12 protein-coding genes and 1 riboswitch are annotated in these 14,103 nt (G+C 62.7%); of the genes, 4 read left to right on the forward strand and 8 right to left on the reverse strand.

Features of this window, described 5'->3' with window-relative positions:
* Nucleotides 1-3: 3 nt before the first annotated feature.
* On the reverse strand, nucleotides 4-1,515 hold the full coding sequence (locus tag DCO57_RS04010) for an AMP nucleosidase (protein ID WP_116697560.1): 1,512 nt from the start codon (nucleotides 1,513-1,515) through the stop codon (nucleotides 4-6).
* Nucleotides 1,516-1,712: 197 nt separating this feature from the next.
* Here DCO57_RS04010 and DCO57_RS04015 point away from each other — a divergent pair, with 197 nt between their 5' ends.
* From DCO57_RS04015 to DCO57_RS04030, 4 genes are all read left to right on the forward strand, one after another.
* Nucleotides 1,713-2,513, forward strand: a complete 801-nt coding sequence (locus tag DCO57_RS04015) for a transporter substrate-binding domain-containing protein (RefSeq protein WP_116697561.1) — start codon at nucleotides 1,713-1,715, stop codon at nucleotides 2,511-2,513.
* A gap of 202 nt (nucleotides 2,514-2,715) precedes the next feature.
* Nucleotides 2,716-3,522 (forward strand): amino acid ABC transporter permease, encoded by an 807-nt coding sequence (locus tag DCO57_RS04020; protein WP_116697562.1) that lies wholly within the window; start codon nucleotides 2,716-2,718, stop codon nucleotides 3,520-3,522.
* Between the two features lie 96 nt (nucleotides 3,523-3,618).
* The gene (locus tag DCO57_RS04025) at nucleotides 3,619-4,389 is read left to right on the forward strand and encodes a transporter substrate-binding domain-containing protein (protein WP_116697563.1); all 771 of its coding nucleotides are present in this window, start codon (nucleotides 3,619-3,621) and stop codon (nucleotides 4,387-4,389) included.
* Nucleotides 4,390-4,818: 429 nt separating this feature from the next.
* Nucleotides 4,819-5,958 carry a site-specific DNA-methyltransferase gene (locus DCO57_RS04030; RefSeq protein ID WP_116697564.1) on the forward strand — a complete coding sequence of 380 codons (1,140 nt, stop codon included), beginning with the start codon at nucleotides 4,819-4,821 and terminating at the stop codon, nucleotides 5,956-5,958.
* Between the two features lie 220 nt (nucleotides 5,959-6,178).
* Here DCO57_RS04030 and tyrS read toward each other — a convergent pair whose 3' ends face one another.
* From tyrS to DCO57_RS04065, 7 genes are all read right to left on the reverse strand, one after another.
* Entirely contained in the window at nucleotides 6,179-7,456 is a 1,278-nt protein-coding gene (tyrS, locus tag DCO57_RS04035) for a tyrosine--tRNA ligase (protein ID WP_116697733.1), read from the reverse strand.
* A gap of 332 nt (nucleotides 7,457-7,788) precedes the next feature.
* Nucleotides 7,789-9,381 (reverse strand): aminomethyl-transferring glycine dehydrogenase subunit GcvPB, encoded by a 1,593-nt coding sequence (gene gcvPB / locus DCO57_RS04040; protein WP_116697565.1) that lies wholly within the window; start codon nucleotides 9,379-9,381, stop codon nucleotides 7,789-7,791.
* A complete protein-coding gene (gene gcvPA / locus DCO57_RS04045) occupies nucleotides 9,378-10,724 on the reverse strand; it encodes an aminomethyl-transferring glycine dehydrogenase subunit GcvPA (protein ID WP_116697566.1) in 1,347 nt (448 codons plus the stop codon). Before gcvPA ends, gcvPB begins: the two co-directional genes overlap by 4 nt.
* A 219-nt stretch (nucleotides 10,725-10,943) precedes the next feature.
* Nucleotides 10,944-11,429: an OsmC family protein gene (locus DCO57_RS04050; RefSeq protein ID WP_116697567.1), complete on the reverse strand. Its 486-nt coding sequence runs from the start codon at nucleotides 11,427-11,429 to the stop codon at nucleotides 10,944-10,946.
* 4 nt (nucleotides 11,430-11,433) lie between these two features.
* Nucleotides 11,434-11,805 carry a glycine cleavage system protein GcvH gene (gcvH, locus tag DCO57_RS04055; protein WP_116697568.1) on the reverse strand — a complete coding sequence of 124 codons (372 nt, stop codon included), beginning with the start codon at nucleotides 11,803-11,805 and terminating at the stop codon, nucleotides 11,434-11,436.
* Between the two features lie 23 nt (nucleotides 11,806-11,828).
* On the reverse strand, nucleotides 11,829-12,980 hold the full coding sequence (gcvT, locus tag DCO57_RS04060; protein ID WP_116697569.1) for a glycine cleavage system aminomethyltransferase GcvT: 1,152 nt from the start codon (nucleotides 12,978-12,980) through the stop codon (nucleotides 11,829-11,831).
* Nucleotides 12,981-13,158: 178 nt separating this feature from the next.
* Nucleotides 13,159-13,251: riboswitch (glycine riboswitch) on the reverse strand.
* Nucleotides 13,252-13,381: 130 nt separating this feature from the next.
* Nucleotides 13,382-13,963: a hypothetical protein gene (locus tag DCO57_RS04065; protein WP_116697570.1), complete on the reverse strand. Its 582-nt coding sequence runs from the start codon at nucleotides 13,961-13,963 to the stop codon at nucleotides 13,382-13,384.
* Between the last annotated feature and the right edge of the window lie 140 nt (nucleotides 13,964-14,103).

Raw genomic sequence — 14,103 nt, forward strand, 5'->3', positions numbered from 1 at the left:
GGCTTACTGAAACGCCGTTTCCGCGAAGCTTCTGAGTTTGCGCGAATGCAGCCGCTCCGCCGTCATGGCGCGCATTTTTTCCATCGCGCGGATGCCGATCTCCAGGTGCTGGGCAACCTGGCGCTTGTAGAAGTCGGTGGCCATGCCCGGAAGCTTCAGCTCACCGTGGAGCGGCTTGTCCGACACACACAGCAACGTTCCATAAGGCACCCGGAAACGGAAGCCGTTGGCGGCAATCGTGGCCGATTCCATGTCGAGGGCGATGGCCCGGGACTGGGAAAACCGCTTCACGAGTTCCGGCTGGTCCCAGAGTTCCCAGTTGCGGTTGTCGAGCGAGACCACCGTGCCCGTCCGCATCACGCGTTTGAGTTCATAGCCGTCGATACCGGTCACCTCGCCCACCGCATCTTCCAGGGCCACCTGAACCTCGGCCAGCGGCGGGATCGGCACCCAGATGGGCAGGTCCTGATTGAGCACATTGTCGTCGCGCACATAACCGTGTGCCAGCACATAGTCGCCCAGTGTCTGGCTGTTCCTGAGCCCGGCACAGTGACCGAGCATCAGCCAGACGTGGGGACGCAGAACCGCGATGTGATCGGTGATCGTCTTGGCGTTGGACGGGCCGACGCCGATATTGACCATGGTGATGCCGCTGCCGTCCGCCCGTTTCAGGTGATAGGCCGGCATCTGCGGCAGCTTGGGAAGTTCCACACCGCTGTCCGGTTCGCTGGCTCCGGCCAGGGTGACGAGATTTCCCGGCGCCACGAAGGATTCGTAGCCGCTGTCCGGATCGGCGAGCATTTCCTTCGACAGGCGGCAGAATTCGTCGATGTAGAACTGGTAGTTGGTGAACAGAACATAGTTCTGGAAATGCTCCGCGCGGGTCGCCGTATAGTGCTGCAGCCGGTGCAGGGAATAGTCGACCCGCGGCGCGGTGAAGGACGCCAGGGGCATGACGCCGTCGCTCGGCTCGTAGGTTCCGTTGGCGATGGAATCATCCATGACGGTGAGGTCCGGCAGATCGAAGATATCGGCCAGCGGTCTGGTCAGATTGGCCGCGGCCGCCCCGCCTTCCACATGGGTGCCGTCATAGAATGCGAAATGCAGCGGGATCGGCATTTCGCTGTCGCCGATGAGCACCGGAACCTTGTGGTTCTTCATCAGCAGCGACAACTGCGTCCGCAGATAATGCCTGAACAGGTCCGGCCGCGTGATCGTGGAGGCATGCCGGCCCGGCCTGGAGACAAAGCCGTAGGATAGCCGGCTGTCGAGACGACTGTGGCTGTCCGTCACGATCTGTACCTGCGGGTAGAAGGCGCGCACCCGGCCCTCGATGTCCCTGCCGTCGAGAAGATCGTGGAAGTGGGATCGGAGAAAGTCGGTGTTCGCCTCGAAGATGTCCATCAGCCGCTCCACCGCCTTGTCCGCGTCGGTGAAGACTTCAAGCGGATGGGCGGGAGCAAAGCGGATCCTGCGGATCCCCGGCTGCTGTTTCCTGCTGGTGGTCTCGGACATGTACCGTCTCCTTATTGTTGTTTTTGATTACAGTCCCGCCAAGTCTCATCCGGGTCAATAGACCGGGTCGCAGAATTCGGAATTTTTTTCGTCAGGAGAAAAAGTTTTCATCCCCGCCTCCCGAAGCGGCCGCAACGCTCTTTTCCACGCCCCCGGATACCGGTAATGTTCTTCACACTATCGTCAAGGAGCATCTCATGCATCGAACCATTGTGAAACTCGCGGTTGCCGCCGCTGCGCTGATCGGCGCCGGCCAGGCGGCCCCTGCCGACACGCTTCCCGACCTTGGCGGGCGGGAAATCGTCATCGCGTCGGAGAACACCTATCCGCCGCTGCAGTTCGTCGACCCCGCGACCGGCGCGGCCATCGGCTGGGAATACGATGCGATCGCGGAAATCGCCACGCGGCTGAACCTCAAGGCAACCTTCGAAAACACCAGCTGGGACGCGATGATCCCGGGGATCTCGGCGGGCGAATACGATGTCGCCATGAACGGCATCACCATCCGCCCGGACCGGGCGGAACAGGTGGCCTTCTCGGAGCCTTACATGCGTTCGGAAATGTTCATGCTGGTGCGTGCGGACGAGGACCGCTTCACCGGTGCGCAGGAGTTTGCGGCGAACCCCGATTTCCTGGCCGGTGCCCAGCCGGGAACGACGCCCTTTTATGTCACCGTCTATGAGGTTCTGGATGGCGACGAAGCCAATCCGCGTATCAAACTGTTCGAAACCTTCGGAGCCGCCGTGCAGGCGCTCAAGTCCGGAGACGTGGATCTTGTGCTGACAGACAGCACCGGCGGCGAGGGATATGTCGCCACCAATCCGGACACCTTCAAGCTGATCGGCGAGCCGATGGGAGCGGAGGATTTCGGCTTCATCTTCCCCAAGGGCTCCGACCTGATCGCACCGTTCAACGCGGCGATCGCCAGCATGCGCGCCGACGGTACGCTGGATACGCTCAATCAGAAATGGTTCTTCGACTACAAGGCCGCCGAATAATCGCCTGACCGAGCGGAAGATGCAGCCTGTGTCCTTCCGCCCGGAGGCCTTTCCCGTCTTGCGGCCGTCTTTTTCGCCGCCTGTCTGATTGAGATCTGGCCCTGTGGCCTTGCGGAGGGAAGCCCGTCCCCCCTTGGGCACCCGCTGTCAGCACTGCAGACATCTTCTTCATTCCCCTATCCCTCGAACCCAGGGCAGGACCATGTTCGGCAAGAAACCCCAGTCCACTGCTCCGAAGCAGGAGTTTCCCTACTGGCTTCTGGCCGCCGGCGGACTTGCCGTCTTCCTGCTTTTCCAGATCGGCACGGACGAAGTCTATTCGCAGGTGATGGCGACGGTTTCGCGCGGGATCGGCCTGACGGTCTTCGTGACCCTGACCGGATTTTTCCTGGCCTCGGTTCTGGGACTGCTGCTGGCGCTCGCCTCCCTCTCCGGTTCGATTGTCCTGAGGCAGACGGCAAGGTTCTATGTCGAGATGGTGCGCGGCCTTCCGATCCTCGTACTTCTGCTCTACATCGCGTTCGTCGCCACGCCGCTGATCATCGCCGGCGTCAATGCGCTCCTGGAGCCGCTGGGCCTCGATGCGATCCGCACCCGCGACTTCCCCCTGCTGTGGCGGGCCGTCGCCGCCCTGACCATCGGTTATTCCGCCTTCATCGCGGAGGTTTTCCGGGCCGGAATCCAGGCGGTCGATGCGGGACAGGTCGAAGCCGCCAAGGCGCTCGGCATGACCGCCTGGCAGCGGTTCCGGCTGATCGTCTTCCCGCAGGCCCTGAAAACCATCCTGCCGCCCCTCGGCAACGATTTCGTCGCCATGATCAAGGACAGTTCTCTCGTCTCCGTTCTGGGCGTCGCCGACATCACCCAGCTGGGCAAGGTCTATGCGGCCGGATCCTTCCGCTATTTCGAAACCTACAATGTGGTCGCGCTCATCTACCTGATGATGACCATCACCCTGTCGCTTGCGCTGCGCAGGTTCGAGCGGACGAGGGATGTCGGAGAACGCTAGGGCGAGACCTCATAAAGTCCCGGGCGGCTTGCCGGGCAACGGCTTGTAACGTAAGCTGATGCCGGACCACTTCATGATTGCAGCAGGAGACGCGACATGCGCGCGATTATCGCAGGATGGATCATCGCATGTCTGGCCTGCGGACCGGTGCTTGCGACCGACACCGTGACGACCTGCGGTCATGACGACTACCCGCCATGGAACTGGCACAAGGACGGCAAGACCGTCGGGGTCTGCGCCGAAGTCGCCGAGATCGTCTTCGCCCGGCTGGGGCTGAAGGCCACCAATGACTATATCGGCCCCTGGAACCGTTGCCAGAAATATGTCGAAAGCGGCAAGATCGACGTCAACATCTGCGCCTTCGTGAACGACGCGCGGCAGGAATACGCGACCTTCACCCGAAACCCGATGGGTATCAACGAAATCGCGGTGTTCGTTCCCAGGGGCGCGGAATTCGAATTCGACACGCTGGAAGATCTGGTCGGCAAACGCGCCATCATGCTCAACGGGGTCAGCGTCGGGCAGGACACCGACGCCTTTCTGGAGACCAACACCACCCTGCAGCGGCTGGACACCAGACTGCAGGCATTCCGGTTCCTCGACGCCGGACGGGCGGACTTCCTTGTCACCGGCAAGGAGATCGGATTGCTGCAACGCGATTTGCATGGCTACAGGGACAGGATCACCACCCTGCCCGAGCCGATCGTGCACGGCCCGCTTCATATCTCCCTTTCGAACAGATCGCCCTATCTGGATCATCTGGAAGACATCGACCGCATACTCGCCGAACCCGGCTATCTGGCCATGGTCGATGACCTTCTGGACAAATACAAACGGATCTATCTGGAGGAGAACCGGGAGAATTAGCCTGCCGGACAAGTCGGGCGAGCCGTCACTCGTCGCCCGCAGCCGAAGACCAGCCGGCAGCCGGCCGGATGGAACCACCGGGCAAATCACCCCTCGGGCCGCCGCGCGGCAGAATTTCCTCCCTCACGGCCATACGGTTAACGCCGTTATCCGCGAAAATGTCATTGAGAATGCAGCCATGTCGAAAAAAAACCGGAGGGCGATTCAGTCAATCTTTAACGATTGGAGAGCAACTTCCGGTCGTGGCCGCAATGAAATCAGCGGAATTCCGGCGATTTCGGCCGGACAGGCGCATTAACCTCTCATTCAGCTTTTACTATTGTAAACAAACCATTGATTCAACGAGATTTTTTATTCCAGGCGCTTAACATCTGATTTACCAAAACCGGTAACCATGACACTCTAAATTGCGTGAGGTAATGCGTCGCAATGAGTGTACTGCGTAGCGGGGTGTCCCTGGCGGCACCCCATCAATCCGACAAGCCGGAGGCTAACGCTTCCTGGCTCAATACGATCCTCAAGGGCGACTGCGTGTCCGCCCTTGAAAAGCTGCCGTCCCGGTCGGTCGACCTGGTCTTTGCGGATCCGCCCTACAATCTTCAGCTGGGCGGCGACCTGCACAGGCCCGACCAGTCGAAGGTTGATGCCTGCGACGATCACTGGGATCAGTTCGACAGCTTTCAGGCCTATGACGCCTTCACCCGGGCCTGGCTGCTTGCCGTGCGCCGGGTGATGAAGCCGGACGGCTCGCTCTATGTGATCGGCTCCTATCACAACATCTTCCGGGTCGGAGCGATGCTCCAGGATCTCGGATTCTGGATCATGAACGATATCGTCTGGCTGAAGTCCAACCCGATGCCGAACTTTCGCGGCAAGCGGTTCACCAATGCCCATGAGACGATGATCTGGGCGGTGAAATCGAAGGACGCCAAGCCGACCTTCAATTACGACGCGCTCAAGACCTTCAACGAGGATCTGCAGATGCGGTCCGACTGGCACCTGCCGCTGTGCACCGGTGCGGAACGGCTGAAGGACAGACAGGGGCAGAAGGTGCATCCGACCCAGAAGCCCGAAGCCCTGCTCTACCGGGTCCTGACCGCGTCCTCCAGACCGGGCGATGTGGTGCTCGATCCGTTCTTCGGCACCGGCACGACGGGTGCGGTCGCCAAGAAACTCGGCCGCAACTATGTCGGCGTGGAGCGCGAGCAGGATTATATCGACGCCGCCACGGCCCGCATCGCGGCCATAGAGCCCGGCAAGGCGGAAGCGCTGGAAATGCAGCAGGGAAAACGCGCCCTGAAGCGCATTCCCTTCGGTACGCTGCTGGAAAGCGGCCTGCTGGCGCCGGGAACGGAACTGACCTGTTCCAAGGGCAAGCATATGGCCATCGTGCGGGCGGACGGCTCGCTCAAGTCGGGCGACCACACCGGCTCGATCCACAAGGTCGGCGCACTTGTCCAGGGTCAGGAAGCCTGCAACGGCTGGACCTTCTGGCACACCCAGGACGGTCCGAGAAAATCGCCTATCGACGAACTCCGCAAGGAAGTCAGATCCCGCCTGCAGGCATAAGCAGGCTTACAAGCAGAAACGACCTTCGCGTTCCCCGCGATTAACTAGGCCCCGTCTCCCAGAAGGGAGGCGGGGTTTTTCTTGTGGGGCGGGTTTCCGATGCCATTTGCTTCGCCGGCTTTTTTCACGCACCCATGTCGTGACCCCAAGGTCCGGCAGGAGGTCCGGGACGGCGCCGGAAGGGCGGTTCCGAACCATGGGGCTCACACGCCTTGCGCCTTCACTCGAACCCCACCAGCGCCTTGCGCCGCTTGCCGACGGAGACCGACAGCCGGTCGTTGGCCTGAAGGTCGCCGATCGCGATGCGGCGGCGGGGATCGTCGATGATGCGGTTGTTGAGGCGCACGCCGCCGCCTTCGACCAGCCGGCGGGCTTCGCCGTTGGAGGCGGCAAAGCCGACGGCCACGACGACTTCCAGCAGCCCCAGGCCTTCCGCCAGCGCGCTCAGCGGCATGCGGTGGGTCGGCTCGAGAATCTCGCCTTCGCCGGAGAACAGCGCGTCCCCCTGCTGAAGCGCGGCGCGCGCTTCTTCAGGCCCGTGCACGATCGATGTCACCTGGGTCGCAAGGATCTTCTTGGCCTCGTTCAGCTCCGAGCCTTCCAATGCGGCAAGACGGTCGATCTCGCTCATCGGCAGCTCGGTGAAGACCCGCAGAAACCTGCCGACATCGGCATCGGCCGTGTTGCGCCAGAACTGCCAGAAGCCGAAGGGCGACAGGTGCTCGGGATGCAGCCAGACGGCGCCGGCAGCCGTCTTGCCCATCTTGGCCCCGCTTGCGGTGGTCAGGAGCGGCACGGTAAGGCCGTGCAGCTTGTGCCCGTCCCGGCGGCCGAGTTCGACGCCGTTGACGATATTGCCCCACTGGTCCGACCCGCCCACCTGCAGCACGCAGTCATGGCGCCTGGCGAGTTCCAGGAAATCGACGGCCTGCAGCATCATGTAGCAGAATTCCAGCACGGTCAGCGGCATCTGCGCGTCGAGGCGGGACTTGACGCTATCGAAGGTCATCATGCGGTTGACGGTAAACCGGGAGCCGTAGTCGCGCAGGAATTCCAGGAAGCGGAACTCGTTCAGCCACTCCGCATTGTCAACCAGCATCGCCCCGTCGGGCCCCTCCATGTCGACAAGGCGTTCGACGGACCGGCGGATCGTGGCGATATTCGCGGCGATCTGCTGCTCCTCGAGCATCGGCCGCGCGTCCTTGCGAAAGCTCGGATCGCCGATCAGGCTGGTGCCGCCACCGAGCACAACGATCGGCCGGTGGCCCAGCTTCTGCAGCCAGCGCATGGTCATCAGCGGCATCAGATGGCCCACATGCAGGCTGGCCGCTGTCGCGTCGAAACCGGCGTAGGCGGTCACCGGTCCTTCGGAAAGGGTGCGGTCGAGGGTTTCGAGGTCGGTGCACTGGTGCACGAGCCCGCGTTCCAGAAGCACGGCAAGCGCTTCCGATTTCAGTCTGGTCGCCGGCTTGCCGGCTTCGATCATGTGGCTGGTCATTTTCACGGTCCTGGGTGTCCCGCCAGGAAGCCCGGGTTCTGAAAACCAAAAAGCCGCCTGACGCGGCGGCTTTTGAGGTTTCAAGAGGTGAACAAGATCCTACGCAGCCGCCGGTATGTCGGTGACGTAATAAAAGTACACAAAGGTGGCGCTCATCCTGTTCATGCGATGTTAAATGAGCTACCGCCGTCCGGAAGTCAAGCCTGTGGTGAGCATATGAGTGCGTCGAGCCGGACCGGACGGCCGATGCGCTTTTCGCAATCCCCGTCCCTGCAATAGAAAACCCCGGCCGAAGCCGGGGTTTTCTGTCGTATCCGTCGACTGTCCGCCGCCTATTGCGCGGCGGCCGGAGTGACTTCCGCCGGGTCGGGTTCTGTCCATTTCAGGACCGGCTTGCGGGCGGCGGCGGTCTCATCCAGGCGGCGGCGCGGGGCAAGATAGGGCGCGCCGGAGAAGCGGTCGGTTTCACCCCGTCCGGCACTCATGACCAGATCGCGCATGGTGGCGATGAACAGGTCGAGCGCCGCCCGGCTTTCCGATTCGGTCGGCTCGATCAGCATCGCACCGTGGACAACCAGCGGGAAATACATGGTCATCGGGTGATAGCCCTCGTCGATCATCGCCTTGGCGAAGTCAAGGGTCGTCACGCCGGTGTCCTTCAGGAAGCTGTCGTCGAACAGCACCTCATGCATGCAGGGACGCTCGCCGAAGGGAAGGCTCATCAGGTCCTGCAGGCCGACGCGGATATAGTTCGCGTTCAGAACCGCATCCTCGGAAGCCTGCCTCAGGCCATCGGAACCGTGGCTCATCATGTAGGCCAGTGCCCGCACATACATGCCCATCTGGCCATGGAAGGCGGTCATGCGGCCGAAGGGCTGCTCGCCGCCTGTTGTCGCGGATGCGGTCTCGACCAGCTCCAGCCCGCCGTCCGTCTTGCGGATGAAGGGCAACGGCGCGAAGGGCGCCAGCCGTTCGGACAGGACCACGGGACCGGAGCCCGGACCGCCGCCGCCGTGGGGCGTCGAAAAGGTCTTGTGCAGGTTGATGTGCATGGCATCAACACCGAGGTCCCCGGGCCGCGCCTTGCCGACAATGGCGTTGAAATTGGCGCCGTCGCAATAGAAATAGGCGTCGGCCGCATGAATCAGATCGGCGATCAGCTTGATGTCGCGTTCGAACAGGCCGCAGGTATTGGGGTTGGTCAGCATGATGCCGGCGATGTTGCCGCTGTGCTCCGCGGCAGTCGCCTTCAGGGCGTCGAGATCCACCGTGCCGTCGTCCTTGGCGCCGATGGAAACGACCTTGTAGCCGAGCAGCGCGGCCGTTGCCGGGTTGGTGCCATGAGCACTTTCGGGAACCAGCACGATCTTCGGGTCGCGCCCGGCGGCGGTATGGGCCGCCTTGATCGCCATCATGCCGCACAATTCGCCATGGGCACCGGCCTTCGGGCTCATGGCCACGGCGGACATGTTGGTGGAGACCATCAGCCAGTGCGCCAGTTCGTCGATCAGTTCCAGCGCGCCGGGAACGGAGGAGACAGGCTGCAGGGGATGGATGTCGGCAAAGCCCGGCAGGCGGGCCATCTTCTCGTTCAGGCGCGGATTGTGCTTCATGGTGCACGAGCCGAGCGGGTACAGCCCGCTGTCGATGGCGTAGTTGTTGCGCGACAGACGCACATAGTGGCGCATGGCTTCCGGCTCGGCGAGGCCGGGCAGACCGATTTCCTCTTTCCGTTCGTGGCCGCCGAGTTCGAAGACCACGCCGTCGTCCTCATCCAGATCGACGCCGGTGGTTTCCAGAGAGCCGAATTCGAAGATCAGCGGCTCTTCCATGTCGAGGCCGCGGTTGCCGGTGAAGGTCTTGGGACGGAAGCTGTCGTCCGCTTCGCCCGCTGCGGTCGGGCGCCCTTGCGTGTTCATGCTCATGCCAGCACCTCCTTCAGTGCATCTGCGAAGGCCGCGCGGTCTTCATCGGTATTGACTTCGGTCGAGGCGACCACCAGCAGATTGGCGATATCCCTGTTGTCCGGCTCCAGCCGGGAGACGGGCAGCCCCGCGAGAATGCCGCGTTCGGCGAGCCGCTCGACCACATCATCCGCCGGTTTCGGCAGGGAGATGGTGAATTCGTTGAAATAGGCCGCGTTCAGAACCTCGACGCCCGGGATGCCGGCAAGAAGCGTCTTCAGCTTCACCGCATTGGCGTGATTGATGCGCGCCAGTTTCGTCAGGCCGGCTTGCCCCAGCAGCGACATGTGAATGGTGAAGGCCAGGCAACAGAGGCCGGAGTTGGTGCAGATGTTCGATGTCGCCTTGTCGCGGCGGATATGCTGCTCACGGGTGGACAGGGTCAGCACGAATCCCCGCTTGCCTTCCGCGTCCACCGTCTCCCCGCACAGACGCCCCGGCATCTGGCGAATATATTTCTGGCGGGTGGCGAAGAGGCCCACATAGGGACCACCGAAATTGAGACCGTTGCCGATGGACTGGCCTTCGCCGACGACGATATCCGCCCCTTGCGTTCCCGGCGGCTCGATCAGGCCGAGCGAGACCACTTCGGTAAAGACCGCGATCAGCAGCGCCTTGTGCGCATGGGCCTTTTCGGCGATCGGCTTCAGATCGATCAGCTGACCGTAGAAGGACGGCGACTGGACCACCACGCAGGAGGTCTCGTCGTCGATCCGGGAGAGAATGTCCTCCGTGCCGCTCGGGTCGGCCGGCAGGCTGACGACCTCGTCGCCGGCCATGTTCGACAGGCCTTCGACAACGGCGCGATATTGCGGGTGCAGGCCGCCGGAGAGCACGGCCTTCTTGCGCCGGGTCACCCGGTGAGCCATCAGCACCGCCTCTCCGGTGCCGGTCGAGCCGTCATACATGGAGGCATTGGCGACATCCATGGCGGTCAGGCGGGCGACCTGGGTCTGGAACTCGAACAGATACTGCAGCGTGCCCTGCGTGATTTCCGGCTGATAGGGCGTGTAGGAGGTCAGGAACTCCGAACGCTGGATCAGGTGATCGACAGTTGCCGGCACGTGGTGCTTGTAGGCTCCGGCGCCGACGAAAAACGGCACGGTCCCGGCGGAGGTGTTCTTCGCGGCCATGGTGGACAGCCTGCGCTCCACCTCCATCTCGCTGGCCCGTTTTGGAAGATCCAGCAGTCCGTTCAGCCGGACATTTTCCGGAATATCCGCAAAGAGATCGTCAATCGAACCGACCCCGATCCGCGCAAGCATGTCGTTTCGGTCAGTATCGTTCAAAGGCAGGTAGCGCATCAGGCAGCTCCCAAGGGTTGATCTTGCTCTGAAAAACGAACGGCGGAAACGCCGGGCGTCATCCCGGCCAGGCGCTTCGCCGGGCCCGGATCCACCCGTTTGCAGAGCGGTTTGGTCGGTACAGGCCGCGTGGCGCATCCCCGTTTGAAAACACGCCGCCGCGGCAGATTGATATGCGAACGGGCACCGAATTCACGGCGCCTGTCAGGGCTCCGTCAGCTACGGCGCGACCAGCTTCAGCGGTTCCGGTTCCACTGCGATCTCGCACTTCACGGAATTGGCGATGAAGCAGATGTCATGGGCCTTCTCGTGAAGATCGCTCAGCCATGTCGGATCCGGGTCCGTATCGGCAACCAGCGTCACAAGCGGGCGCAGGACCACCCTGGTGATCGCCATCCGGCCCCTGGCCACGCGGCTCATCTGGCCTTGCGCATTGTCCCGGTAGCTGGCGACATTGAAATTCGCCCGGCGCGCCAGATCCAGGAATGTCATCATGTGGCAGGAAGAGATGGCGGCAACGAAAGCCTCTTCCGGATCGACGGCCGCTTCGACGGAATGAGGCAGGGGCACGACCGTCGGCGATGCGCTCGCGGGGATCTCGAGACCGCCGTCGAAGCGCCAGATATGTCCGCGGGAATAGGCGTTTGCGGCGTAGTCACCCTCGCATGCCCATTCTACCTGAGCCGTATAGTAATGCCCTGCCATGGGTTCAGAGTGTCTCCACGTAGGCCTTGTAGGCAGCCTGATCCATGAGGTCCGACAGCTGGCCGGCATTCCCGACCTTCATCTTCAGGAACCAGGCGCCGCCTTCCGGGTCCTCGTTGACCTTGGCCGGCTCGTCGGCCAGCACGCCGTTGGCCTCGACCACTTCCCCGTCGATCGGCGCGTAGACCTCACTGGCGGCCTTGACCGATTCGACAACGGCGGCTTCATCGCCCTGGGTCAGTTCCCTGCCCGCTTCCGGCAATTCGACATAGACGACATCGCCGAGCTGTTCCTGGGCGTAGGCGGTGATGCCGACCGTGGCGATGTCGCCCTCGACGGAAATCCACTCATGATCTTTGGAGTAGTAGGTGGTCATTGCTGTGCGTCCATTTCAAAAAATCAGGATTTGGGTTTGCGGTAATAGCGGTTCGGCACAAAGGGCATGTCCGCGACGGTTGCAGGCAGCCGGCGGTTGCGCACGACAAGTTCAAGAGGCGTTCCGACGCCGGCATGTTCAACCGGCACATAGCCCATGGCGATGGGCGCGCCCACGGTCGGAGCGAAGCCTCCGGAGGTCACCGTTCCGATCACGGGGCCGTCCGGCAAGGCGATCTCGGCACCTTCGCGGGCGGGGGCCCTGCCCTCGAGGCGCAGGCCCACGCGAACCCGGCCGGGGCCGTCCTTCAGTTCCGACTGAATGCGCTCCGCGCCCGGAAAACCGCCTTCCTCGCGGCGGCGCTTCTGCATGCAGAAGGTGATCGCGCCTTCAACGGGGGTCGTGGTTTCGTCGATGTCGTGGCCATAGAGGCAGAGCCCGGCCTCAAGGCGCAGGCTGTCGCGGGCGCCGAGGCCGATCGGTTCCACCCGTTCGTCGGCGAGCAGCGCGCGGGCAATGGCCTCAGCGGCGCCTGCCGGAACGGACATTTCGACGCCGTCCTCACCGGTGTAACCGGCCCGGGCGACGTGGCACTCGATGCCATCGAATTCCATGCTGGCTGTGGACATGAAGGCAAGGTCGCTGACACCCGGCGCATGCGCGGCAACGGCGGCAACGGCCTCCGGTCCCTGCACGGCGATCAGCGCCCGGTCCTCGACCACCTGAAGCGTGACATTGTCCGGGAGATGCGCGCGAAAATGGGCGTAGTCGACATCCTTGCGCGCCGCATTGACCACCAGCATCAGCTTGCCGTCATCTTCCGGCGAAGGGGATCGTGACACCATCAGGTCGTCGATGATGCCCCCCTCTTCGTTGAGGAGCACGCTGTAACGCTGCCGGCCGTGGCCGAGCTCGACAAAATTGGACGGGGTCAGCGCCTCAAGCGCACGGGCCGTGGTTTCGTGATCCGGCCCGACCAGGAAGGCCTGCCCCATATGGGAGACATCGAACAGCCCGGCTTTGGCGCGGGTGTGCAGATGCTCGGCCATGATGCCGGCCTTGTACTGCACCGGCATGGAATAGCCGGCGAATGGTACCATTCGGGCACCCAGTTCCACATGAAGGTCATGAAGAGGCGTTTGTTTCAGATCGGTCTCTGCAACGGCGTCCGCCATGAACGGTCCTCGTATCGGGGTTGCGCAGTCCCAGACCGTCCTGTCCCGGACCGCCTGTCTGCACCCCCTCTGTCCGAGTACCTGAGAGATTTCCCGCGAACGCAACCGGCGCCCAGCAGTTACTCCTTCGGTGAGCAGTCCGCGAACTCGATTGCGGAGCACTGCTTTCCAGAGCGTTTTGGCCTGTGCGGTCCTTTTGCCTGAGAGTTTCCGGGGCGGTTGCTCCTTCGGCGCCGGGATCTTTCAACCCGGCCTCTCCCGCACATGCTTCAGCGTGCTGCCACGCCAATCAGGGAACGACCCTGATTTAGGGCGCGATTGTGCGAGGCGGACAAACTCTTGTCAATATGCGACATCGCGCGTCCGCGATTTTGCCGTGCACAATAGCGCCCGCCGCGTGGTCAGCGGCGTCCGCCGTCGTCAAATCCGAAGACCACCTTGACGCCCTGGTCCGGCGCGACGGTGAACTTGTTTTCGATCAGGGTCCAGGTTTCGCTCGGCGATCCGGCCCCGACGGTCACGGGTATCTTCAGGACCTCGGACACCAGGGGCTTCGCATCGCTGCCGCCGGGCATGATCGCAACCCGCAGCGGCAGGATCACTTCGCCGCCCTTCCAGGCCGGACCGGAGGTCACATCACCGGAAAACCCGAGCTTCATCCGCCTCTTGCCGTCGGCTTCCTGGGTGCAGGTATTGGCCCATTCCTCCAGCGTCGCCTGATACAGAAGTCCCTCGGGGTCGTTTTCCTTGCCGCGGACGTATTTCATGATCAGATAGGTGTTCAGCTTGAGCTGCATGGGCGGACAGGGAACGGGCGGGGCAAAGGTCTCGGGCGAGATTTCAATCGGCTCCTGACCGCCCGCGATGATCTTTCCCGCAACGCTGTCCGCGCCACCGCATCCGCCCAGCACTGCCGCGCATATTCCCGCAGCGAGTACCATCTTGAGTTTCGTCGTGGTGACGGCTTGAAACGCACTGATCATCTTCTGTCCACTCGAATGCAAAGTAACTGGCGGAGCTTCATAGCAGTTACGCATTTGGTTGGCGAGAGGCTGCCGGCGGCAATGGCCGAACCGGATGAATTGCCGCGCAGGCGGGCGGCCTCCCTTGACAGGGGGGACCT

The organism is Labrenzia sp. 011 (assembly GCF_003075075.1).
In the GTDB taxonomy this organism is placed as follows: Bacteria; Pseudomonadota; Alphaproteobacteria; order Rhizobiales; family Stappiaceae; genus Roseibium.